Annotated in this window: 20 protein-coding genes, 1 tRNA gene and 1 pseudogene; 6 read left to right on the top strand and 16 right to left on the bottom strand. The window is 73.6% G+C overall.

Translation table 11 applies throughout. From position 1 onward, the window contains the following. The first annotated feature begins 40 nt into the window (after nt 1-40). Nucleotides 41-2,143: a tetratricopeptide repeat protein gene (locus tag VT52_RS24160; protein ID WP_107481425.1), complete on the top strand. Its 2,103-nt coding sequence runs from the start codon at nt 41-43 to the stop codon at nt 2,141-2,143. Here VT52_RS24160 and VT52_RS24165 read toward each other — a convergent pair. The 6 genes and pseudogenes from VT52_RS24165 to VT52_RS24190 all read right to left on the bottom strand — a co-directional run. After that, complete coding sequence (locus VT52_RS24165; RefSeq protein WP_053055496.1) at nt 2,101-2,703, bottom strand: hypothetical protein; 603 nt, start codon at nt 2,701-2,703, stop codon at nt 2,101-2,103. The two genes, VT52_RS24160 and VT52_RS24165, sit on opposite strands and share 43 nt — an antisense overlap. After that, the gene (locus VT52_RS24170; protein WP_206306595.1) at nt 2,700-3,923 is read right to left on the bottom strand and encodes a hypothetical protein; all 1,224 of its coding nucleotides are present in this window, start codon (nt 3,921-3,923) and stop codon (nt 2,700-2,702) included. The genes VT52_RS24165 and VT52_RS24170 overlap by 4 nt, the downstream gene beginning before the upstream one ends. A 168-nt stretch (nt 3,924-4,091) precedes the next feature. Continuing rightward, nucleotides 4,092-4,619 (bottom strand): NUDIX hydrolase family protein, encoded by a 528-nt coding sequence (locus VT52_RS24175; protein WP_046420883.1) that lies wholly within the window; start codon nt 4,617-4,619, stop codon nt 4,092-4,094. Between the two features lie 16 nt (nt 4,620-4,635). Further along, complete coding sequence (locus VT52_RS24180) at nt 4,636-5,811, bottom strand: amidohydrolase family protein (RefSeq protein WP_046420884.1); 1,176 nt, start codon at nt 5,809-5,811, stop codon at nt 4,636-4,638. A 2-nt stretch (nt 5,812-5,813) separates the two neighbouring features. After that, nucleotides 5,814-7,217, bottom strand: a complete 1,404-nt coding sequence (locus VT52_RS24185) for a glutamine synthetase family protein (protein WP_046420886.1) — start codon at nt 7,215-7,217, stop codon at nt 5,814-5,816. Next, nucleotides 7,214-7,741, bottom strand: a pseudogene (locus VT52_RS24190) (SAM-dependent methyltransferase); the annotation flags it as partial. The gene VT52_RS24185 and the pseudogene VT52_RS24190, both read right to left, overlap by 4 nt. Nucleotides 7,742-7,956: 215 nt before the next feature. On the opposite strand from VT52_RS24190, the gene VT52_RS24195 reads away from it, so the two are divergent. Continuing rightward, nucleotides 7,957-8,811, top strand: a complete 855-nt coding sequence (locus VT52_RS24195) for a Cof-type HAD-IIB family hydrolase (RefSeq protein WP_046420889.1) — start codon at nt 7,957-7,959, stop codon at nt 8,809-8,811. A 21-nt stretch (nt 8,812-8,832) separates the two neighbouring features. Here the strand turns inward: VT52_RS24195 and VT52_RS24200 are convergent, their stop codons facing one another. The 5 genes from VT52_RS24200 to VT52_RS24220 all read right to left on the bottom strand — a co-directional run bounded on the left by VT52_RS24200 (nt 8,833) and on the right by VT52_RS24220 (nt 12,168). Then, complete coding sequence (locus tag VT52_RS24200) at nt 8,833-9,636, bottom strand: SAM-dependent methyltransferase (RefSeq protein WP_046420891.1); 804 nt, start codon at nt 9,634-9,636, stop codon at nt 8,833-8,835. A gap of 44 nt (nt 9,637-9,680) precedes the next feature. After that, on the bottom strand, nt 9,681-10,328 hold the full coding sequence (locus VT52_RS24205) for an endonuclease (RefSeq protein WP_046420893.1): 648 nt from the start codon (nt 10,326-10,328) through the stop codon (nt 9,681-9,683). Between the two features lie 21 nt (nt 10,329-10,349). Next, nucleotides 10,350-10,697, bottom strand: coding sequence for a DUF3140 domain-containing protein (locus VT52_RS24210; protein WP_046420896.1), 348 nt, complete (start codon nt 10,695-10,697; stop codon nt 10,350-10,352). Between the two features lie 58 nt (nt 10,698-10,755). Next, on the bottom strand, nt 10,756-11,232 hold the full coding sequence (locus VT52_RS24215) for a Dps family protein (RefSeq protein WP_046420898.1): 477 nt from the start codon (nt 11,230-11,232) through the stop codon (nt 10,756-10,758). Between the two features lie 105 nt (nt 11,233-11,337). Beyond that, nucleotides 11,338-12,168 carry an alpha/beta hydrolase gene (locus VT52_RS24220; protein WP_046420901.1) on the bottom strand — a complete coding sequence of 277 codons (831 nt, stop codon included), beginning with the start codon at nt 12,166-12,168 and terminating at the stop codon, nt 11,338-11,340. Nucleotides 12,169-12,309: 141 nt separating this feature from the next. On the opposite strand from VT52_RS24220, the gene VT52_RS24225 reads away from it, so the two are divergent. Next, nucleotides 12,310-13,497, top strand: coding sequence for a thiolase family protein (locus VT52_RS24225; RefSeq protein WP_046420903.1), 1,188 nt, complete (start codon nt 12,310-12,312; stop codon nt 13,495-13,497). A 113-nt stretch (nt 13,498-13,610) separates the two neighbouring features. Further along, nucleotides 13,611-15,119, top strand: coding sequence for a long-chain-fatty-acid--CoA ligase (locus VT52_RS24230; RefSeq protein ID WP_046420906.1), 1,509 nt, complete (start codon nt 13,611-13,613; stop codon nt 15,117-15,119). Nucleotides 15,120-15,391: 272 nt separating this feature from the next. On the opposite strand, the gene VT52_RS24235 is transcribed toward VT52_RS24230, so the two are convergent. The 4 genes from VT52_RS24235 to VT52_RS24250 form a co-directional block, all read right to left on the bottom strand. Further along, nucleotides 15,392-16,054, bottom strand: a complete 663-nt coding sequence (locus tag VT52_RS24235) for a double zinc ribbon domain-containing protein (RefSeq protein ID WP_046420908.1) — start codon at nt 16,052-16,054, stop codon at nt 15,392-15,394. 143 nt (nt 16,055-16,197) lie between these two features. Next, nucleotides 16,198-17,121, bottom strand: coding sequence for an aldo/keto reductase (locus VT52_RS24240; protein ID WP_046420909.1), 924 nt, complete (start codon nt 17,119-17,121; stop codon nt 16,198-16,200). A 322-nt stretch (nt 17,122-17,443) separates the two neighbouring features. Next, nucleotides 17,444-18,217 carry a precorrin-6A synthase (deacetylating) gene (cobF, locus tag VT52_RS24245; RefSeq protein ID WP_046420945.1) on the bottom strand — a complete coding sequence of 258 codons (774 nt, stop codon included), beginning with the start codon at nt 18,215-18,217 and terminating at the stop codon, nt 17,444-17,446. A gap of 69 nt (nt 18,218-18,286) precedes the next feature. After that, on the bottom strand, nt 18,287-18,793 hold the full coding sequence (locus tag VT52_RS24250) for a DUF309 domain-containing protein (RefSeq protein ID WP_046420911.1): 507 nt from the start codon (nt 18,791-18,793) through the stop codon (nt 18,287-18,289). A gap of 107 nt (nt 18,794-18,900) precedes the next feature. On the opposite strand from VT52_RS24250, the gene VT52_RS24255 reads away from it, so the two are divergent. After that, a tRNA-Pro gene (locus tag VT52_RS24255) sits at nt 18,901-18,974 on the top strand. Nucleotides 18,975-19,311: 337 nt separating this feature from the next. Beyond that, nucleotides 19,312-20,925, top strand: coding sequence for a phospholipase D-like domain-containing protein (locus VT52_RS24260; RefSeq protein ID WP_046420913.1), 1,614 nt, complete (start codon nt 19,312-19,314; stop codon nt 20,923-20,925). A 207-nt stretch (nt 20,926-21,132) separates the two neighbouring features. On the opposite strand, the gene VT52_RS24265 is transcribed toward VT52_RS24260, so the two are convergent. Continuing rightward, on the bottom strand, nt 21,133-21,876 hold the full coding sequence (locus VT52_RS24265; protein WP_046420916.1) for an SDR family oxidoreductase: 744 nt from the start codon (nt 21,874-21,876) through the stop codon (nt 21,133-21,135). Nucleotides 21,877-21,930 lie beyond the last annotated feature (54 nt).

A 21,930-nucleotide genomic window follows, 5' to 3' on the forward strand; every position in this document is an offset into this window, starting at 1 on the left:
CGGTGAGGGGTGAATATGACAACGGGCGGGGGAGAAACGGATGGGAGCGGCAGGAGACGGCGGTCGGGACGGCGGAGTCGGCAACAGCATCTCCAGCGGCACCTTCTCGGGGCCGGTGGTCCAGGCCCGTGACGTCCATGTCCACATGCCGGCGAAGGAGTCCTTGCCTGTGCCCCGGCAACTTCTGCCGGTGCCACACCACTTCACTGACAGGACGGATGAACTGGTCGCGCTCGACGGCCTGCTGACCGGCGACGGTGAACCGGGAGCCGGTCCCTCGCTGGTCGTGGTCAACGGCCCGGCCGGGATCGGCAAGACCGCCCTGGTCTCCCGCTGGCTGCGCACCCGAGAAGCCGCCTTCCCCGACGGCCAGTTGTACGCCGACCTGTACGGCCACGCGGCGGAGGGCCCCGCGGACCCGGCCGAGGTCCTCGGACAGTTCCTGCGCGCCCTCGGGGTCGCCAACCCGCCCGCCGGGCTGGCCGAACAGGCATCGCTCTGGCGGTCGGTGACGGCGGGTCTGCGCGTCGCCGTCATGCTGGACAGCGCCTTCACCGCGGCACAGATCCGGCCGTTGCTGCCCGGCGGCTCCGGCACCCTCGTGGTCGTGACCAGCCGGCAGCGGCTGACCGGACTGCGCCTGGACGGAGCCGCGTTCTTCCGGCTGGACGCCCTCGGACCCGCCGCCGGCCTGGAACTGCTCACCCGCGGCGTCGGCGCGGCACGCGTCGCGGGTGAACGCACCGCCGTGGAGCAGGTCGTGGAACTGTGCGCCGGGGTGCCCCTGGCGGTGTGCCTGGCGGCGGCCCGCCTCGCCGCCCGCCCCCGGCAGCCCATCGCGGCCCTGGCGGATTCCCTGGCGCCGGACGCCGACCGGCTGGCCGCACTGGAAGTGGAGGGGGAGATCACGGTGAGCAAGGCCCTGGACGCGTCGTACGCGGTGCTGGACCCGCGGGCCGCCCGTCTCTACCGCGTACTGGGGGCGCTCCCGGTGCCCACCTTCGACACCCGCACCGCGGCCGCCGGGTGCGCGGAGAGCGAGCAGTGGGCGGAACGCCGGCTCGACGAACTGATCGAGGCCAACCTGGTCGAGGACATCGGCCCCGACACCTTCCGCTTCCACGATCTCGTCCGGGTCCACGCCCGCTCCTGCGCCGAGGCCCACGACGGCGAGGACGACCGGGCCGAGGCGCTGCGACGCGTCGCCGACTGGTGCCTGCGGACGACCACGGCCGCCGAACAGCTCATCACCCCCGCCCAGTTCACCCTCCCGAGGACCTACTCCCACCCCTCCCCGCTGCCCGCGCCGTTCGAGACCGAGAAGGGGGCGCTGGACTGGCTCGACGCCCACCGCCACCACCTCATGGCGCTGCTGCGCACGGCCGCCGGTCGGGGCTGGCACGCCACCGCCTGGCAACTGGTGGACGCCATGTGGCCGTTGTTCCTCCGGCTGCGCTACTACGACCTGTGGGTCGAGGCCCACACCATCGGCCTGGCGGCCGCGCGTGCCGACGGGCACGCCGAGGCCGAACGCCAGATGCTCAACTCCGGCGCCATCGGCCTCTCCGCCGCGGGCCGCGTCGAGGAAGCCGCCGACTGGTACACCCGGTCCCTGGAGGCCGCCCGCGCCGCGGGTGACGTGCGGGACGAGGGGCAGGCCCGACTCGGACTCGGCAGCTGCCGCATGGCCGCCGGCCGGCTGGACGAGGCCGTGCGCCAACTGGACCTCGCCGTGCGGGCCTGGCAGGAGTGCGGCTACCGCCGGGGCGTCGCGCTCGCCGGCATCCTGCTCGGCGAGACCGCCCTGCGCCGGGACGACCCGGTGACGGCGATCCCGCTCTTCGAGCGGGCCAGGCGGGTCCTGATCGAGGTGGCCGACCCGCACGACGCGACCCGGGCCCTGGCCTTCCTCGGCCGTGCCCATGCCCAGGGCGGCGATCACGCGCTGGGCACGGGCGAGCTGACCGAGGCGCTGGAGGCGTTCCGCGCCTCGGGCGCCCTGCACTGGCAGGCCCGCACCCTGGAGATGCTGGGGCGCGGCGCACAGGAGCGGGGCGCCGAAGCGGAGGCCGGCGGGTACCTGGCCGAGGCGCGCGCCCTCTACGAGGTCACGAGTCCCGCCGACGCCCGCCGCCTGGAGTGAGCATCCGCCCCCACCGCCGTGGGACCGCCCGCGGCGAGCTGCCGCAGGGGCCGTACGTACGCCAACTCGGCGAGCGAGTGGCCCCCGACCAGCCAGGCGTGCAGACAGGACGCGAGCAGCGGCTCGGGACCGACCCCCTCCGCCACGACCCGCGGCCCGCCGCGGCGCCCGCCGCCGGGCTCGCGGACGGCCGGACCGGCCAGGGCCAGCCAGCCGCCGCCGGACAGCGGCACCGCGGCGAGCGCGCACGCCGGATGGCGCGCCGCCACCCGGGCCAGCCGGCGCGCCGCCGCAGCCGGGGGGAGCGGCCGTACCCCGTACAGCACATCGGCACAGGCCAGCCGGCGGTTCTCGGCGGCCGCCTCGGCGTTCACGGCGTAGTGCTCGTCGCCCTCCGGCAGCGCCCCCGCACCGGAGCGGACCGGACCGGCCTCGGCGATCACCTCCGTGCCGGAGCCCGTCGTCCCCATGCGCACCCGCAGCACCGGCCCCACCCGGTGAGCGGCCCCGGACGCCTCCCCGCCCGGGGACAGCAGCCGTACGACCACCAGGCCGCTCACGCCGGCACCTCCTGCCCCGCCGCCGGCCAGGCGCTCAGCGGCGCGGGCGCCGGGAGCGGGGCCGCGACCGGCGCGTGGGCGGGCTGTCCGAGCCCGAGGGTCCGGTACAGCAGCCGCCGCATATTGCGGTGGAACCGCCCCGGTTCGGAGGTGATGCGCGCGCTGATCGCCGCGTACTCCTCCCGCCGGTACTCCCCGGCGGCGTAATGGAGTTGGCCGACCAGCGGGTGCACCGGCGACAGCGCGGGCGCCGTCAGGGCGAGCGTGGCGGCCGGGGAGGCGGGGTTGATGTCCTGCGCGGGTGACGAGGCGAGCAGGATCGGCGCCGGGGTGAGCGTCCCGTACAGGGTGACCGAGCCGTGGTCGCCGATGATCCAGTCCGCGGCGATCAGCACACTGCGCCACTCCGCCTCCGGCGGCAGCAGCGAGATCCCCAGCCGGGCGCAGCGCTTCAGCCAGGACCTGACCTGCCAGGCACCGTGCCCCGACCACACGTTCGGGTGGGCCAGCACGACGCAGCGGTACTCGTCGCCGGGCAGTTCGGACAGCAGCCGGGGCAGCAGCGCCTCGAACCGGCCGAACGACGAGCGCGCCCCCCAGGTGGACGCGACGACCACCAGCTTCTGCGACCCGCGCAGCCCGAGGGCCTCGCGGTAGCGCCGGCGCAACGGCAGGCTGGCGGACATCCGGTCGTACACCGGATCCCCGACGACATGGGCGAGCGGCACCGCCTCCGGGCAGTGGCGGGCCAGTTCCGCCAGGTCGGCGTGGTGCGGCATGACCAGCGCCGCCGGTAACCTGCCGCCGGGCGCGACGTCGGGCCGGCGCAGTCCGGCCACCCCGGGCTCGGTGGCCGACGGGACGAGCTTGAGGTACGCGGCGCCGTGCGGCAGCGTGATCAGCGGCGCCGACAGCCGCTCGACCTCCTTCGGACCCGCCGCCACCGCCACGTCGAAGGGCAGGCGGACCGCCTCCTCCCAGGGCAGCACCGCGCAGCCGAGCCGCTCCAGGAAGCGCGGCACCTCGTCGCCGAAGACGTGTGGCGGCACCGTGAACGCCACCTGGACCCGGAAGTCGTCGTCCACCAGCGACAGGATGTCGACCAGGCGTTTCGCATAGGTGATCGTGTGCGCGACGGTCAGGACCGTCCTGCGGCCGACCAGCGTCCGCCACTCCCTGCCGGTGGCCGACGGATCAGCCTGTGAACCCAATGCCGACACGATGTACCCCCGATGCCTCTCGCGAGTGCCCCTGCGGGCCGTTGCTCCGGCTCTGCCCGGGGCCACCGGACGAAAGCCTTGCCGCGGCCTTGCAGAAACCTGGCAGGGGCGGGGGCGGACGGGATCCGGTGCCGGGCGCGGTTGGCCCGTCCCGGCACCGGACCGGGGTCAGAACACCAGGCCCACGTGGGCCAGCGCCTGCTTCAGCAACGCGCCGTGGCCGCCCGGCATCTCGCTCTGGAGGGCCTCCGACGCCGCCTCCTGGGGGCTGAACCAGACCAGGTCCAGGGCGTCCTGGCGGGGCCGGCAGTCGCCGGTGACCGGGACCACGTAGGCGAGGGACACCGCGTGCTGGCGCGGGTCGTGGTACGGGGTGACGCCCACCGTCGGGAAGTACTCGGCCACGGTGAAGGGCTGGAGCGAGGCCGGGACCCGGGGCAGCGCCACCGGACCGAGGTCCTTCTCCAGGTGGCGCAGCAGCGCGTCGCGGACCCGCTCGTGGTGCAGCACCCGCCCGGAGACCAGGTTCCGGCTGACCGTACCGTCCGGGCCGATGCGCAACAGCAGTCCGATGCTGGTGACTTCGCCGCTGTCGTCGACCCGTACGGGCACGGCCTCGACGTACAGGATCGGCATCCGGGCCCTGGCCATCTCCAGCTCGTCCGAGGTCAGCCAGCCGGGCGTGGTATCGGTCATGTCAGACATTGCTTGATCATACTTTCCGGGTGGGGCGGCCGCGGAGGTCGCGGGCCGGTTCGGATACGGGCGGTCCATAGAGCCGGCGGGCGTTGTCGCGGCCCGTCCAGGACGCGATCCGCAGGGCGTCGGACAGGGACAGCTCATCGGCCTCCACACGATGTCGCAGCAGCTCGGCGAGGCCCTGACGAAAGCACAGGGCACCCAGATGGTGGAACTCCGCCACACCGTAGGCGTCGGAGCTGTACAGCAGTTTGCGGAACGGGGTGATCTCCAGGGCCTCCTCCAGCACCACCCTTGCCCGCGTGGGGCCGGTGTGATGCAGGGCCAGCCCCACGTCCAGGTACACCCGCTCGAACACCGCGGCCAGATGGGCGGCCTGGCGGTGATAGGGCCAGCAGTGCAGCAGCAGAACGGGGACGGTGCCGGCGACGCGGTGCAGCCAGTCGGTGAGCAGCGCCGGATCGGCCCGGTGCAGCCGCAGGTCCGCGTCCCCGAAACCGGTGTGCAGCTGGAGCGGCAGGCCCAGGCCGACCGCGGTCCACAGCAGGTGCCGTACCAGGACCGGGTCCGCCAGCCGGCCGCCCGCGGTGAGCCAGCGCTGTGCCGCCACGCTCACCTCGGCGTCCGAGGGCCGCTCAGGATCGAGGGCGAACCCGGTGCGGTAGGCGGCCACCGACTTCACCGCGACCACTCCCGGCCGCCGCACCGCCTCCTCGGCCGCCGCGCGGAACACGGCCGCGTACTCGCCCGCCTCCACACCCCGCGCGGCCGCCTCCTCGGCGATCCGCTCAAGGCGCACCACCTCGTACGCGGCGGCGCCGGACGCCTCGGCCAGCTCGGCCGGAGAGGTGAGCGGCCGGGGGGTGTGGCCGGTGTCCACGCAGAACGTGCCGACCCCGGCCGCCGTCAGGAACCGCCGGTTCACCTCCCGCCACCCCAGCTCCGCACGCCGGGCCACGTACGCGTCCGGCGGAGCGTGCCGCGGCAGGTCCAGCAGGGGCGCGCAGTGCCGTCGTACGGCGATGCCCACCGGGCTGTCGAACGGCGAGACGCCGGGCCAGGCCTCGCCCTCGGTGAGCAGCGACTCGAACTCCTCGAAGGAGAGGTCCGCGGTCACCGCGCCATGGCAGTGGTGGTCCACCAGTTCCAGTGCGGCCAGCGCCTCGTGGACCGGTCCCGCGGCCGCCATGGTCAGTACGCCCAGCGGTAGGCCGCCGCGACCCGCGCGTCGTCCAGTCCCTCGGCGGCGGCCGCCTCACCGAGCCGTACGGCGCTCACCGCGTCCGCGAGGACCGGCCCGAGCGCGGCCCGCAGCACCTCGTCCGCGCGGAACTCCGCGACCGCCTCCGGCAGCGTGGCCGGCAGACGCCGTACGCCGAGCTTCGCCTCCTCGTCCGCGTCGTAGCGTGCCGGGTCGCCGGTGATCTCCTCGGGCAGCGGGCGCCCGGCCGCCAGTCCGTCGAGGCCCGCGGCGATCAGGCAGCCGAGCACCAGGTACGGGTTGGCGGCCAGGTCGACGGGTTTCACCTCCAGGTTGGCCTCCAGCCGCTGCCGGCCCGCGCTGCCGGTGACCAGCCGCAGCGCCGCCTCCCGGGTCTCGCGGCCCCACGCGGTGAAGACGCCGGCCCACTGGGAGGGCCGCAGCCGCAGATAGCTGGCGGGGCTGGGCGCGGTGATCGCGGTCAGCGCGGGCAGGTGCGCGAGGATCCCGGCCGCGAAGGACTCCGCGTCGGGTGTCAGGCCGTACCGGCGCTCGCCGCCCGCGTGCAGGTTGACGCCGTCGCGCCAGCAGGACAGGTGCACATGGCCGCCGTTGCCGACGCTCCCGGCGAGGACCGCCGGGGAGAACGACACCCGCAGCCCGTGCCGCTGGGCGACCGCCCGGATCGTCTGGCGCACCAGCATGCTGCGGTCGGCCGCCGCGACCGGATCGAGGGCGCCCGCCGACAGCTCGAACTGCCCCGCCGCGTACTCGGGATGGACCTGGTCGACGTCCACGTCCTGGGCTTCGAGCGCGCCCAGCAGGTCGGCGAGGTAGTCGCTCAGTTCCACCTGGCGGATCGCGCCGTACGCCGGTCCGGACACCGCCGGCACGAACTCCCCGGCGGGCGCCGAGCCGAGCCCGAGGGCCCACTCGATCTCGAACGCGGTCTTGAAGGCCAGCCCGTGCCGCTCGGCCGCCTCGGTGACCGTGCGGCGCAGGAAGGTGCGGGCACAGCCGGGGTGCCGCTCGCCCTCCTGCGTGATCCGGTCCACCGGCGCCCACGCCCAGCCGGGCTGCCCGGCCAGGGCCACCAGATGGTCCAGGTCGGGGTAGAGCCTGAGGTCGCCGTCGGGGGAGCCGAGCACCTCGGTGCTGACGATCGAGTCGTCGGCCAGGAAGGTGTCGAACACCGGGGACATGCCGACGCCCCAGGAGACGGCGGCCTCCAGCCGGGCCGTGGGGACGGTCTTCACCCGGGTGACGCCCGCCGTGTCCACGTACGCGAGGACGACGCCGCGCACCTCCTGCGCGGCCAGCGTGGCGGTGAGGGCGGCGACCCGACGCAGATCGGCGGGACGGCCGCCGGGCACGGGGTCGGCGAGAGTGGTCATACGTCTCCTTGGCGGGCGGGGCCCGGTGGGGGCGTTCGGTTCGGGTGGGGGTTCGTCTTCGGGTGCGCCCGGTGGGAGGGCGGGCGAGCGGGCCGGTGTCCCGCCGCCGCTCGCCCCGTGGCCGTCAGCGCCGCACGGCGGCCGCGCCGGACCGCGGGACCGGCGCGGCACCCGGCCCCGGCGCACCACCGCGAGCGGGGCACCGGGCCCGGCTCCACCGCGCCGCGGCCCGCACCGGTGTCCAGGACGAGGCGGAGGGTGCCCGGCGTCACCGGCTCGACCGGCCGCTCCGGGCCGAGCGGGTCGGCGGCGCGCCGCAGGACGGTGCCGGGGCCGTGCACATCGGCGTCCACGTGGTCCGTGACGCCCTCGGGGGAACCGGTGAGCGGCGAGCGGGCGCGCACCGGCACGATCGGGTCGTCGCCGACGTACCCGGCCCGGGACCCGGGGACGAGGCGCCGGGCGATCTCGTGGGTGTTCGCCGCGGTCGGCAGGCCGGTGCCCACGTCCGGGAACCGTCGTACGCCCTGCGCGTGTCCGGCTGCGCTCCGGTGGTCACGGCGTCACCGTCGGTCACGTCCATCGCCCCTCTTCCGTGCGGGTGCCCGCCGACATTGTGCCGCCGGGTGATCGCGCTGTCCCGGGAACCACGCACCGTCGGCGGTTCGGGGCGGCCCGGGGACGTTCTCCCTCATGAGGGACACTGGACGGGTACCCTGACCCCGGCCGGAAGCAGGACATGCCCGCCATACCCACGCCCCTCCTCGACGCGCCCGGCCTGCCGGCGGGCCCCGCGGACATCCGGCTGATCGTCACCGACATGGACGGCACCCTGCTCGACAGCGACAAGCGGATCCCGGCCGGCCTGTGGCCGATGCTCGCCGAACTGCGCGGGCGCGGGGTGCTGTTCAGCCCCGCGAGCGGCCGCCAGTACGCCACGCTGGCCCGGCAGTTCGCGGACGTCGCCGAGGGCATGGTCTTCATCGCGGAGAACGGCACCTACGTGGTCCGCGACGGCGTCGAACTCAGCTCCGACCCGCTGGAGCCCACGGTCGCCGCGCGGATCGCCGGGGCGGTACGACGGCTCAACGCGGCGGGCGGCGACGCGGGCGCCGTGGTCTGCGGCAAGCGGGCGGCCTACGTGGAGCGGAGCGACGAGGCCTTCCTCGCGGAGGTGCGCCGCTACTACGTCGAACACCGCGTCGTCGACGACGTCACCGCGGTGGACGACGACTTCATCAAGGTCGCGGTCTTCGACTTCCACTCCGCCGAACGCTCCGCCGCTCCCGCGCTCGCCCCGTTCGCCGGCACCCACCAGGTCGTGGTCTCCGGCGAACACTGGGTCGACGTGATGGCCCGCACCGCCAACAAGGGCACCGCGCTGCGCGCCCTCCAGCGGACCCTGGGCATCACCCCGGCACAGACCATGGTCTTCGGCGACTACCTCAACGACCTGGAGATGATGGACGCGGCGCGGTGGTCCTTCGCCATGTCCAACGCCCACCCGGACGTCATGGCGCGCGCCCGCCACCTGGCTCCGTCCAACGACGAGAACGGTGTGCTGCGAACGATCTCCCGGGTCCTCGGACTGTAGCCGGGGCCGCGGGCCGGCGGATCAGCTCACCGGTTTGCGGGCCACCGCGCCGTACAGCGAGATGGGCCGGTCGCCGTCCGGGGGCTCGTCGGGACGCCACTCGGCCACCGGTACGACCCCCGGCTCCAGCAGTTCGAGTCCCTCGAAGAAGGCGCCCACCTCGTCCCGGGAGCGGGCGACCAGGGTCACCCCGCCCGCGGCGTAGGCGGCGATGCCCTTCCGTACGTTCTCGGGTTCGAAGTCGCCCGTCATCATCGACAGCACCAGGCAACTGCCCGGCGCCAGCGCCTCCATGAGCGTCGCGACCATCTCCTGGGGGCCGTCCTCGTCGGCGACGAAGTGCAGCAGGGCGATCAGCGAGAGGGCGACCGGGCGGTCGAGGTCCAGTATCCCGGCGGCCCGTTCGAGGATCGACCGGGGCTCGCGGGCGTCGGCCTGGATGTACTCCGTCACCCCCTCCGGGGTGCCGCGCAGCAGCGCCCCCGCGTGGGCCAGCACGATCGGATCGTTGTCGGCGTAGACCACCCGCGCGTCCGGCGCCACCGACTGGGCGATCTGGTGCAGATTGGGCTCGGTGGGTATGCCGGTGCCGATGTCCAGGAACTGGCGGATGCCGTCCTCGGCCAGCACCCGGGTGGCCCGGCGCATGAACGCCCGGTTGGCGCGTGCCCCGCGCGGGGCACCGTCGTCGATGGCCGCGATCCTGCGGCCCAGTTCCTCGTCGACGGGGTAGTTGTCCTTACCGCCGAGGAACCAGTCGTACACCCGTGCCGGATGCGGTCGTGCGGTGTCGATGTACGGCGTGATCGGCTCGGTCCCCGTCATGTGCTGCCCTTCGCTCGGAACGAACGCAGAGCAGTCTGACACGATCACGCGGTGCGCTGGAGGCAGTCCTCGGCCACGTGCCGGTCGAGCGCCGCCCGCACCAACGCGGCGGCCAGCACGGCGGGTTCGGTGTCCCCGGCCAGCTCCGTCAGCTTCTCCGGGTCCCTCGGCAGGCCGAGCCGGCCCGCGCCGTCCAGCGCCTTGCCGTCCAGACGGGGGCCGACTTCCGGCCAGACGCGCTGCGCCTCGCGCAGGAAGATGTCGGCGCCGGCCGGACCGATCCCCGGTTCCTGCTGGAGCAGCCGTTTAAGCTCCCCGGTGTCGCCGTGCGCCTCCTCGCGCAGCCGGCGCAGGTCCCCGCCCCAGCGCTCGCTCAACAGCCGGGCGCCGTCGCCGAGCTGGGTCGCGGTCCGTTCGTCGTAGCGCCGGTAGCCGCCCCGGCCCAGCGCGTCGACCCGCCGCTGCCGGTCCGCGCCGGCCATCCGGCGCGGACTGTCCAGCCGGTCCTCGTGCAGGGCGCGGGCGGCGGCCACCGCAACCGAGGCCCGGATCCGGGCGCTCAGCAGCAGCGACAGCACCAGCAGCCGGTACAGCGGCTGCGGGGTGTCCGCCAGTCGGATCCCCGCCTCCTCGGCGTAGGTGCGCCCGTACCCGGACACCAGCTCCCGTACGACGCGTTCGTCCCGGTCCATCGCGTCACTCCCTCGCGGCCGCTACGGCTTGAGCGGATCGTGGCCCAGCGTCATCAGCCGGTGCCGCCGCGGGGTGTCGTCCTCCGGTGCCCGCTCCGGTTCCGGCTCGTCCGCCGTGTCCACCAGGTCGCCGACGGTGTCGACGACCTCGTACATCACGCGGACGTCGTCGTCGGTGAGATCGGCGCGGCGCTTGTGGAGGATCGCGAGGACCTGCCGGCCGGTCGCGCCGCCCGGCTCGCCGGGCGGCGGCTCCGTGCGCTCCTCGGCGTCGCGGACCCTGAGCCAGGCCGCGAGCTCCGCCGAGGTCATGTTCACCACGCGGTGGAAATCCGCCCACAGCGCCTCGGTCTCCAGGGCGTCGGCCATGGGGCTCCCCTTTCCCTGCGAGTCGACGGGCCGCCGCGCGTCGCCGCGCGGCCGGTGCTCAGTGCGCCTGGTTCTCCGCCGCGAACATCCAGCGTTCCTTCTCCAGATCGGCGGTGATGGAGATCAGCAGGTCCTGCGTCACCGGATCGGCCTCCTCGGTGGCCGTGATCCGCTCGCGCAGCCGTCCGACGGCCGCCTCCAGGGCCGAGACCATCAGCTCGACCACCTCGGTGTCCCGCAGCCAGCCGTCCTTGGTCCCGGGCAGCGCGAGGGTCGCCGCGATCGTCTCGGGCCGGCCGTCCGGCGACACGCCCAGGGCGGCGGCGCGTTCGGCGACCGTGTCGGAGTGGGCACGAGCCGTCGCCACGACCTCGTCCAGCTGGAGGTGGATCGAGCGGAACCGGGGACCGACGATGTTCCAGTGCGCCTGCTTCCCGATCAGCGACAGACCGAGCAGATCCACCAGGGTGTCCTGGAGCGCGGGCGCGGTGACCCCGAGAGCCTTCTCGGACAGCGTGCTCTTCACCACGGTCATGGTGCTTACGTCCCCTTTCGTCAGCGTCGTACGACTTGCCTGAGCGTCGTACGATCTCGTCCGCAAGGGCGGGTGCCCCGCGTCGGGGGACGCAAACAGCCCTGCTCAGCGGGCCGGTGCCCGGCCCCGCTGAGCCAGCGCGCGGTCCAGGAACCGCGTCACCTCCGCGAACGCCTCGTCCTTCACCGTCTCGTGGAACACCTCGTGCCGCGCCCCGGGGAAGATCCGCTCGGTGAGGTCGCCGCCGGCGAGCCGTTCGACGCCGGGGCGGCTGCCGGGCAGCGGCACCAGCCGGTCGTCGTCCCCGTGCAGCCACAGCACCGGCAGCCCGTCCACGTCGCCGCCCTCCGCGACGGCGTCCAGGGTCCGCGCGAACGCCTGGAGGGTGGGCCGCTTCATCGGCCCGTGCCAGACCAGCGGATCGGCGGCGTACGCGGCGCCCACCGCCGGATCGCGGGAGAGCGCGCTCGGGCTGATCGGGGTGTCCGGGATCTCCGGCAGCGCCAGCAGCCGCCCCGGCAGCTCCCAGGCGCCGATCACCGGCCCGGAAAGGATCAGCGCGGCCAGTTCCGAACGGTGCAGCTGCGCGTAGCGGGCCGCGATCAGCCCGCCCATGGAGTGTCCGGCCAGGACCAGCGGCAGCCCCGGGTGCGCGGCGCGGGCGAGATCGGCCACGGAGCGCACATCGGCGACCACGTCCTCGAAGTCCTCGATCAGCACCCGCTCGCCGGCCGACCGGCCGTGTCCCATGTGGTCGGGCGCGTACACGGCGGCCCCGAGTCCGGTGAGGACGGCGGCGAGCCCGTCGTACCGGCCCGCGTGCTCGCCGTACCCGTGCACCAGCAGGGCGAGGAAGCGGGGCGCGGGATGCCGCCATTCCCGGACGGCGATCTCGCCGTGGGTGCCGTCGACGACGTGCGCGCGAACGTGGGGCATCTCTCCTCCAACGGCCTCGGTACGGTTCGGGGGGATCTTCCCAGGGAGCCGCTCCTGGGTCTATAGTCCAAAACTAGCAGTGCTAATTAAGAGTTGTTCCGGTCCGCTGATCCACACCGTCGTAGGTCAGGAGTCGAAGCCGTGCGTCCCGTCCACTTCGCGGCAGCCCGCCGTACCCCCATCGGCAAGCTGCGCGGCGCCCTCTCGTCCGTCCGGCCCGACGATCTCGCGGCGGCCGTGATCCGCCGGCTGGTCGCCGAGGTGCCCACGCTCGACCCCGCCCGGATCGACGACGTGTACTGGGGCGCCGCCAACCAGGCCGGCGAGGACAACCGCAACGTCGCCCGGATGGCGGCCCTGCTCGCGGGCCTGCCCGAGTCCGTGCCCGGCGCCACCGTCAACCGCCTGTGCGCCTCCGGCCTCGAAGCCGTCACCACGGCCGCCCGCGCCGTCGCCGCGGGCGAGGCCGACATCGTGATCGCCGGCGGCTCCGAGTCCATGAGCCGCGCCCCCTTCGTGCTGCCCCGCCCCGACGAGGCACTGCCGCACCGGATGGAGACCTTCGACACCCGGCTCGGCTGGCGCCTGACCAACCCCGCCATGAAGGACCTGCACGGCGTGCTCGCCATGGGCGAGACCGCCGAGGAGGTCGCCACCCGGTACGGCATCTCCCGTGAGCGGCAGGACGAGTTCGCGCTGCGCAGCCACCGACTCGCCGCCGCCGCACGCAAGAACGGCCTGTTCGCGGACGAGATCCTGCCCGTCGAACGCCCCGACGGCATCGTGGTCGAGCAGGACGAGTGCATCCGCGAGGACACCTCCCTGGAGAAGCTGGCCCGCCTCAAGCCCGTCTACCGCGCGGGCGGTACGGTCACCGCGGGCAACACCTCGCCGATGAACGACGGCGCCGCCGGACTGCTCCTGGTCAGTGAGGAGGCCCTCGGCGAACTGGGGCTGGAGTCGCTCGGCCGCTATGTCGCCGGTGCCTCCGCGGGTGTCCACCCCGACGTCATGGGCATCGGACCGGTGCCCGCCACCCGCAAGGTGCTCGCACGGGCCGGCTGGGAGATCGGTGACCTCCAGGAGGCCGAGTTCAACGAGGCGTTCGCCGCCCAGGCCCTCGCCTGCGTCGACCAGCTCGGCATCGACCCCGACCTGGTCAACCCGACCGGCGGCGCCCTCGCGCTGGGCCACCCCCTCGGCTCCTCGGGCGCCCGCATCCTGACCACCCTGCTGCACCGCATGCGCCGCACCGGCGCCGAGCGCGGCCTCGCCACCATGTGCGTGGGCGTGGGCCAGGGCAGCGCGGTGCTGGTCGAGAGGCACTAGCAACCATCCGGCGCGGGAATCCCTCTTGTGACGACGGGGGATTCCCGCCGCGGGAACGACCGTACGACCGGTTCGGCGCGCCGAACCGCAGCAAGGAAACGGAGCCGCACTCCATGGCAACCCTGTCCGTCGCCGCCATCCTGGCCGAGAACGCCAGGCGCCGTCCCGCCCGCACCGCACTCGTGGAAGGGGAGCGGCGGCTGAGCTTCGGCGACGCGTGGCAGGCGGCGCTGGCCCAGGCGGGCGCGCTCACCGGCCTCGGGGTACGGCCGGGCGACCGGGTCGCCCTCATGGCCCCGAACACCGTGGAGTTCCCGCTCGCCTACTACGCCGTCGCCGCGGCCGGCGGTGTCGTCGTCCCCGTCCATCTGCTGCTGTCCGCGGGCGAGATCGAGCACGTCCTCAGGGACAGCGGCGCCACACTGCTCCTGGTCCACCCGGCGCAGGCCGTCGCCGGCCGGGCCGCGGCCGACGCCCTCGGCGTCCGGGCGGTCACCCTGGGCGCGGAGTTCGACGCGCTCGCCGCCGCGGCCGAGCCGCCGACGACGTACGCCACCCGGGCCGCCGACGACCCGGCCGTGATCCTCTACACCAGCGGTACCACCGGCGTCCCCAAGGGCGCCGTGCTCAGCCACTTCAACCTGGTGATGAACGCGACCGTCTGCGCCTTCGACGCCAACGACGTCCGGCCCGACGACATCGCCCTCGGCGCGCTGCCCCTCTTCCACGCGTTCGGGCAGACCGTCTCGCTCAACTCCACCTGGCGGGCGGGCGCCACGCTCGTGCTGCTGCCCAGGTTCGACGCGGCCCGCGCGATAGAGCTGATGGTCAAGGAGGGCATCAACACCTTCCACGGCGTGCCCACCATGTTCGTCGCGCTCGCGGCGGCCGCGGCGGACGCCGACGTACTGCCCGAGCTGCGGGTGTGCATCTCCGGCGGCGCCTCGCTGCCCGTCGCCGTCCTCGAACGGTTCGAGGCCGCGTTCGGCGCGCGGATCTACGAGGGGTACGGGCTGTCGGAGACCTCGCCGACGGCCACCGTCAACCAGCCGGACTTCGGCACCAGGGCCGGCACCATCGGCCACCCGCTGTGGGGCGTCGACGTGGAGATCGCGCGCGCCGAGGTGGAGGGCCGGATCGAACTGCTGCCGTCCGGCGAGCTGGGCGAGGTCGTCATCCGCGGCCACAACGTCTTCTCCGGCTACCTCGGCCGCCCGGAGGCCACCGCCGAGGCCCTGGTCGACGGCTGGTTCCGCACCGGCGACCTCGGCACCAAGGACGAGCAGGGCTTCCTCACGATCGTGGACCGCAAGAAGGACGTCATCATCCGCGGCGGCTACAACGTCTACCCGCGCGAGGTCGAGGAGGTCCTGGTACGGCACCCCGGCATCGCCCAGGTCGCCGTCATCGGCCTGCCCGACGAGCTGCACGGCGAGGAGGTCTGCGCGATCGTCGTCCCGGCGCGGACCGGCGCTCCCGACGCCGCCGGCGTCATCGAGTGGTCCAAGGAGCACCTGGGCCGCCACAAGTACCCGCGGCGCGTGGAGTTCGCCGAGGAACTGCCGCTCGGCCCGAGCATGAAGGTGCTCAAGCGGGAGCTGCGGACGCGGTACACGGGCTGACGTCCCGGGGTGCCTGGACGCGGGACCGGTGCTCGTGCGCGGCGTCGGTCGTCTCCGCCTCACCTGCCGGCGGCACGCCCGCTGGCCCATCCTGGGGCGGCCGTTGCGGCCGTCGCGGTCGGCGTGGTGGGCGGGAGCACAGCTCCTGGTGGGCTGGGGTTCCGTCCCCCGTCCCCCGGGCAGCGGGCCGCGTCCGGATCGGACGAAGACGTCGACGAGTCGGAGTGCGACGGACGATCCGGCGCGGTCACCGCTCCCACGGGTGGACAGGGTCAGGTGCGCGTACCGCAGGAGGGGCAGAACGCCGCGCCGGAGGGCAACTCGGTACGGCACGAGGCGCAGGCGGGACTCTGCGCGAGGTGATGGCCGCAGCCGGGGCAGAAGGCACCGCCGCGGGTCTCCGCGCGGCACTGGGGGCAGACCAGCTGACGGGGTGTGGAGATGTCGTAGGCGTTGCCACGCTGCTGGCCCGCGTCGTAGGCACGCTGGCTGACCATGTCGTTCAGACCGCGCTGCTGAGCCGCCTGGGCCTCGGCGGCGGTGTCGGGGGAGCAGTTCAGGCACAAGCCCTGACCGGCGTTCCAGCAGCGGGCGCAGACATAGCCGGTACACCGCGGGCAGCGGTTGAAGTGGTGCTCGGCGTTGCCGATGGCACGGCTGAAGGCGGCGTCCCTCTGATTGCCGTAGCTGGCGCCGGCGAGTCCGTCGGCGGCGTCGGACACCCCGCGCGTGGCAGTGCCGCCGATCATCGACCAGACCGCGTTGACACCCTTGGAGACCCAGCCCGCGACCTGGCCGGCGCGGAAGGGTTCGAAAGGCGAGCGCCAGGTGTCGTAGCAGCGTGCGCACGAGAACTCGAACTGGAAACCCGCCCCCGTGCCCTGCTCGACGCACAGGTCTCTGTGATTGCTGTTGAAGTAGATTTCGTTGCTCACGATCCCCCCGAACGCTGTTGCGCTGTGCCCTGCTCGCGGCCGACCGGATCCCCTGGTCCCTTCGGCCACGTCGCCGATCGCAGGGTAGCGCTTCATGTCCCCTTCGGTATCGCGCCGGTTGGGCGGCACCCGGGTGACATCACTCACATCTCGCCCGTTCCGCTGGACGTACGAGCAGCCGGCGCGTCGAGCAGGGCCAGTTCCTCCCCGCTCAGCCGCAGGGCCGCAGCCCCGACGTTCTCCGCGAGGTGGGCCGGGTCGGTGGTGCCGGGGATGGCGAGCACGTGCGGCCCGCGATGGAGGGTCCAGGCGAGCCGGACCTGGGCATCCGTCGCCCCGTGCGCGCGGGCGACGGAACGGACGCGCGCGTCGTGCCGCTGCTGCGCGGGCGCCTCGCGCCGCAGACCGGAGATGGCGAAGTAGGGCACGAAGGCGATTCCCATCTCCCCGCAGAGGTCCACCAGTCCGGTCTCGTCGGCGCGGCGCCAGTCGAGTCCGTAGGAGTTCTGCACACAGACCACGGGCGCGATCGCCAGGGCCTCGGTCACATGCTCCGGGCGGACGTTCGAGAGCCCGAGGTGCCGGATCAGGCCCGCCCGGCGCAACTCGGCCAGGGCGCCGAAGTGTTCGGCGATCGAGTCCATGCCGGGGCCGTTGCGGCGCAGGTTCACCACGTCCAGGTGGTCCCGGCCGAGCTGGCGAAGATTCTCCTCGACCTGGCCGCGCAACTGGTCGGGACGCGCCATGGGGAGCCACGCACCACCGGCGTCCCGTCCCGGTCCGACCTTGGTCGCCACGACCACATCCCCGTGCCGGCCGGCGAGGGCGCGGTTGATCAGCTCGTTCGCGGAGCGCAGCGGCGAGAAGTAGAAGGCGGCCGTGTCGATGTGGTCGACCCCCAGCTCGAACGCGCGGTGCAGCAGGGCGACGGCCGCGGCGCGGTCGATCGGCGCGCCGTCGGAGTTCCCCATCATTCCGTTGCCCGTCAGCCGCATCGCGCCGTAGCCGACCCGGCTCACCTCCAGGTCCCCGAGCTTCCAAGTGCCTGCCGCCGCCGCTGTGTTCACCGTGCTCCTCGGGCCGTGGATCGATCAGGTATCTGGAGTATGGAGGGTCCGCGGTGCGCCGCGACAGGGCGATCGGCCGGGCGAAAGGTCACATCCGGCACGGGAACCATCCCCGGCCGCCCAGCCGTTGACCGTACCGAGAGGCCGCCGCTCGGGACGCGGCTCTCCGCCGCCCCGCACTCCGAAGACGTCCTCGCGCGCGGCCCGTTCACGGCGCCGACGAAGGGGGACCGCCGCGGGCGCACCGCGTCGAAGTCCGACGGGGTGACCGCCCGGACCTGTCACCGCGCCCAAGATGTCCGAACCGGGTGTCCGAACCGGGTCACCGCGCCCCGGGGTTCCGTCGCAGCAGATACGTGTCCATGATCCACCCCTTGCGTTCCCGGGCCTGGGCCCGCACCCGCTCGATCTCGGGGGCCGTCTCGGCGAGGGGCCCGGAGAGGAGGATCTCGTCCGGGGTGCCGATGTAGGCGCCCCAGTAGATGTCGATGTCCTCGTCCGCGTAGCGCCGGAACGCCTGCTGGGCGTCGAGCATCACCACCACGTCGTCCACCCCTTCCGGGAAGCCCTCGGCGAGCCGCCGCCCGGTGGTGATCTGCACGGGCCGGGCGACCCGGTTCAGGCCGGTGCGGTGTCGGGCGACCAGCGCGGAGACGCTGTTGACACCGGGCACCACGTCGTACTCGAACGCGACCGCGCCCCGCGCCAGCACCTCGTCCAGGATCCCGATCGTGCTGTCGTACAGCGCGGGGTCCCCCCACACCAGGAACGCGCCGGTCTCGTCGTCGCCCAGCTCCTCGGCGATCATCCGCTCGTAGACACCGGCGCGGGCGCCGCGCCAGTCCCCGACGGCCGACGGGTACGCGGACCCGCCCGCCTCGCGGTCCCGCTCCGGGTCCCGGGCCTCGACCACCCGGTAGGACCCCTCGGGCAGGTGCGCGCCCAGCATGTCCAGGCGCAGCCGGGTGAGATCGCTCTTCTCCTCGCCCTTGTCGAGCAGGAAGAACACGTCCGTGTCGCGCAGCGCCCCCACCGCCTGGAGGGTCAGCTGCCCTGGGTCGCCCGCGCCGATACCGATGACATGAATCTCTCGCACGCCACCGAGTCTGCCGCACGCCACCGACAACGCGCCCACCGTCCCGCGCGGGCCGCCAGCGCGCGGCGCTCAGGGGCCGAGCCGGGGCGCCTCCACCAGGGCGTCCACGGGGCCACCCGTCGCCTCCACCCGCCCGGCCAGTTCCCGCGCCCACCGGACGACCCCGGCGAGATCCATCCCGTACGGCCGGTCCTCGCCCCTGCCGCGCTCCCACTCCTCGACCGCGCCCGCGCCGCGCCGCAGCAGCCGGGCCCCGCCGACCGCGTTGCCCCGGGCCGCGTGGGTGAGCCCCACGGCCAGCTGGGCCAGCCCCCGCCACAGTGCCCGCTCGTCCTCGGGCCCCGACTTCCAGGCGTCCTCGAACACCTCGTGCGCGTGGAACGGCCTGCCCGCGTCGAGCAGCGCCTGAGCCTCGGCGACCGTCTCGCGCGGCGCCCTGACGACACCCTCCGGCTGCCGCGGCACCCCCTCCACGCCGTACGGCAACGGCCGCCCGAGCCCGTCCCGCGGCCGCGCACTGCGGGCCCGCCCCTCCGCGTCCCGATCCCGCCCCTCGGTGCCACCCGCATTCGTCATGCCGCCGATTCTCCCCCTGCCCGACCCCGAGCCCCTTTCGGCGCACCCCCGCACGTGCGGTAAAGTTCTCTTCGCGCGATCACGCGGTTCACCGCGAGTCAGCGCATCGGGACGTGGCGCAGCTTGGTAGCGCACTTGACTGGGGGTCAAGGGGTCGCAGGTTCAAATCCTGTCGTCCCGACTGGAGACAGTCGCAGGTCAGGGCCGGTTTCGGAGGCATCCGAAACCGGCCCTGACCATTTCTGGGGCAGGGGCGCGCGGCGCGCCGAGGTGTGCGTGAGAGTGCCGCACCGGCGGCCGTGGTCTCGTGGTGTCCGGGTGCAGGTGGCGCTGAGCGGTTGTCAGGGAACCGTGGCCGGCGATTTCGCGTACGACGGCTCCCCCGGGCGGCGAGGTTCGTCGGATGCGTTGATGACCGTGCGCATGGTCGGCACATCAGGTGCCGTACCGGTCCACGCCTTCCCGATGAGGTGTCGCCGTGGCCGGAGACATGGCTTCTCACCTGGTAATTTCGGTAGATGATCATTTCGTCTCGCTTATCCCGTCCGGCTCGGGCCGCCCTCATCACCGCTCTCGCCCTGACCGTGCTGCCCGCCTCGCCCGCCACCGCCGCCGACGCGGCGACTCCTCATCTCGACGCCGTGGAGCGCACGTTGCGTGAGGTCTCGCCCGGCCTCGAAGGGCATGTGTGGGAGCGGACGGCCGGCAACCGGCTCGACGCCGGGGCGGACGATCCCGGCGGCTGGCTGCTCCAGACGCCCGGCTGCTGGGGTGACGCCGGCTGCCGGGACCGCGTCGGTACCGAGCGACTGCTGGCCAGGATGACCGAGAACATCTCGCGGGCGACGCGGACCGTCGACATCTCCAGTCTCGCCCCCTTCCCGGACGGCGCCTTCCAGGACGCCATCGTCGCGGGCCTGAAGTCGTCCGTGGCCTCCGGGCACCGGCTCAAGGTCAGGGTCCTGGTCGGAGCCGCTCCGGTCTACCACATGACCGTGCTGCCCTCGAAGTACCGGGACGACCTGCGCGACAAGCTGGGGCCGGCCGCCGACGCCATCACGCTGAACGTCGCCTCGATGACCACGTCGAAGACCGCCCTCTCCTGGAACCACTCCAAACTCCTCGTCGTGGACGGCGAGTCCGTGGTCACCGGCGGCGTCAACGACTGGAAGGGCGACTACCTCGACACCGACCATCCGGTCAGCGACGTCGACCTCGCCCTGACCGGCCCCGCCGCCGGGACGGCCGGGCGCTACCTGGACCAGCTGTGGGGCTGGACCTGCCGCAACAAGGCCAACGTCGCCAACGTGTGGTACGCCGCCTCGGGCGGATCGGACTGCATGGCCGGCATGGAGCAGGACACGAACCCCCGCGCCGTCCCGGCCACCGGCGACGTGCCGGTGATCGCGGTCGGCGGACTCGGCGTGGGCATCGAGGACTCCGACCCCGCCTCGGCCTGGCGACCGGCCCTGCCCGCCACCTCCGACACCCGGTGCGTGGTCGGCCTGCACGACAACACCAACGGGGACCGCGCCTACGACACGGTCAACCCCGAGGAGAGCGCCCTGCGGTCGCTGATCTCCAGCGCGACCCGGCACATCGAGATCTCACAGCAGGACCTCAACGGGACCTGCCCGCCGCTGCCCCGCTACGACACCCGCGTCTACGACGCTCTCGCCACCAAGCTCGCCGACGGCGTGAAGGTGCGGATCGTCGTCAGCGACCCCGCCAACCGTGGCGCCGTCGGAAGCGGAGGCTACTCGCAGATCAAGTCCCTCTCCGAGGTCAGCGACGTGCTGCGCGACCGACTCGCCCGGATCACCGGTGACGAGACCAGCGCCAGGGCGGCTCTCTGCTCCAACCTCCAGCTCGCGGCCTTCCGCAGCTCCCCGAGCGCGCGCTGGGCGGACGGGCATCCCTACGCCCAGCACCACAAGCTGGTCTCGGTCGACGGCTCGGCCTTCTACATCGGATCGAAGAACCTCTACCCGGCGTGGTTGCAGGACTTCGGGTACATCGTGGAGAGTCCCGGCGCGGCCCAGCAGCTCGACGCGCGGTTGCTGAGTCCTCAGTGGACCTACTCGAAGGAGACCGCCACGGTCGACTACGAGCGGGGCGTGTGCCGCATCTGACGCCCCGTCCGGGCGGCGGACCACGCGTGTCGGGGCCCGCCGCCGCAGCCGCCGGGTGCTCGGCGGGGTGGTGCTGCGGGGGCTCGGCGTCCACCCCCGCGTCACCACGGACCCGCTGGTGCCAGGGCACGCGCCCTGGACGCCACCGGGGCCTGTCTTCGAAGTCCCGCCCGCCCCTCGGGCGACGACGCGACGTCAGGACACGGCCTAGAGCTGCGACGCCCCTCCGTCGACAGGGAACTCCGTGCCCGTCGAGAAGGTCGCGCCGAACGCCAAGTACGCCACCGCGGCGGCCACTTCCTCGGACGTCCCCAGCCGCTGCATCGGGATGGTGCTCCGATAGGTCTCCTTCACCGTCTCGGCGACACCGGCGGGGACGGAGCGGTCCAGGACGCCCGTGTCGGTCGGGCCGGGGCTCACCGCGTTGACACGCACCTTGCGCGGCAGCAGCTCGCGGGCCAGAGTGCGCGTCATCGACCGCAGGGCCGCTTTGCTCGCCGAGTAGACACTGAGCGCGTCGAGGCCCAGGACGTTCACCACCGACGTGGTGAGGACCACGCCGCTTCCCTCGCGCATCAGCGACGCCAGCGCCTGCACCGTGAAGTACGGGCCCTTGGTGTTGATGTCGAACAGCGCGTCGTACATCTCCTCCGTCGTCGAGTCGAACGGCGCGGACGCGGTGACGCCGGCGTTGACGAACAGCGCGTCCACCGTGCCGAACCGCTCCTGGACCGTGTCGGCCAGCGCCCTGATCTGCTTCAGGGAGGCGGCGTCGCTGCGAACGGCTATCGCCTTGTCACCCAGTTGCTCCAGCGCGGTGTCCAGGGTGGATCGGGTGCGGCCGGTGATCAGTACGTGCGCCCCACCGTCCGCGAACAACCGGGCGGCAGCCAGGCCGATACCGCTGCTTCCGCCCGTGATCACGATCTTCTTGCCGTCGTAAGTGGTCATGCCCTCAAGCCAAATAGCCACCGGCACACCTTGTCCAAGACCCGTTCCGTATGC

Source organism: Streptomyces malaysiense, from assembly GCF_000980885.2.
In the GTDB taxonomy this organism is placed as follows: Bacteria; Actinomycetota; Actinomycetes; order Streptomycetales; family Streptomycetaceae; genus Streptomyces; species Streptomyces malaysiense.

Excerpts from the sequence above, each read along its gene's own strand:
- VT52_RS24160 (WP_107481425.1), top strand. The coding sequence starts at position 41 with ATGGGAGCGGCAGGAGACGGCGGTCGGGACGGCGGAGTCGGCAACAGC.
- VT52_RS24175 (WP_046420883.1), bottom strand. The coding sequence starts at position 4,619 with ATGACCGATACCACGCCCGGCTGGCTGACCTCGGACGAGCTGGAGATG.
- VT52_RS24180 (WP_046420884.1), bottom strand. The coding sequence starts at position 5,811 with ATGGCGGCCGCGGGACCGGTCCACGAGGCGCTGGCCGCACTGGAACTG.
- VT52_RS24185 (WP_046420886.1), bottom strand. The coding sequence starts at position 7,217 with ATGACCACTCTCGCCGACCCCGTGCCCGGCGGCCGTCCCGCCGATCTG.
- VT52_RS24195 (WP_046420889.1), top strand. The coding sequence starts at position 7,957 with ATGCCCGCCATACCCACGCCCCTCCTCGACGCGCCCGGCCTGCCGGCG.
- VT52_RS24200 (WP_046420891.1), bottom strand. The coding sequence starts at position 9,636 with ATGACGGGGACCGAGCCGATCACGCCGTACATCGACACCGCACGACCG.
- VT52_RS24205 (WP_046420893.1), bottom strand. The coding sequence starts at position 10,328 with ATGGACCGGGACGAACGCGTCGTACGGGAGCTGGTGTCCGGGTACGGG.
- VT52_RS24210 (WP_046420896.1), bottom strand. The coding sequence starts at position 10,697 with ATGGCCGACGCCCTGGAGACCGAGGCGCTGTGGGCGGATTTCCACCGC.
- VT52_RS24215 (WP_046420898.1), bottom strand. The coding sequence starts at position 11,232 with ATGACCGTGGTGAAGAGCACGCTGTCCGAGAAGGCTCTCGGGGTCACC.
- VT52_RS24220 (WP_046420901.1), bottom strand. The coding sequence starts at position 12,168 with ATGCCCCACGTTCGCGCGCACGTCGTCGACGGCACCCACGGCGAGATC.
- VT52_RS24230 (WP_046420906.1), top strand. The coding sequence starts at position 13,611 with ATGGCAACCCTGTCCGTCGCCGCCATCCTGGCCGAGAACGCCAGGCGC.
- VT52_RS24250 (WP_046420911.1), bottom strand. The coding sequence starts at position 18,793 with ATGACGAATGCGGGTGGCACCGAGGGGCGGGATCGGGACGCGGAGGGG.
- VT52_RS24260 (WP_046420913.1), top strand. The coding sequence starts at position 19,312 with ATGATCATTTCGTCTCGCTTATCCCGTCCGGCTCGGGCCGCCCTCATC.
- VT52_RS24265 (WP_046420916.1), bottom strand. The coding sequence starts at position 21,876 with ATGACCACTTACGACGGCAAGAAGATCGTGATCACGGGCGGAAGCAGC.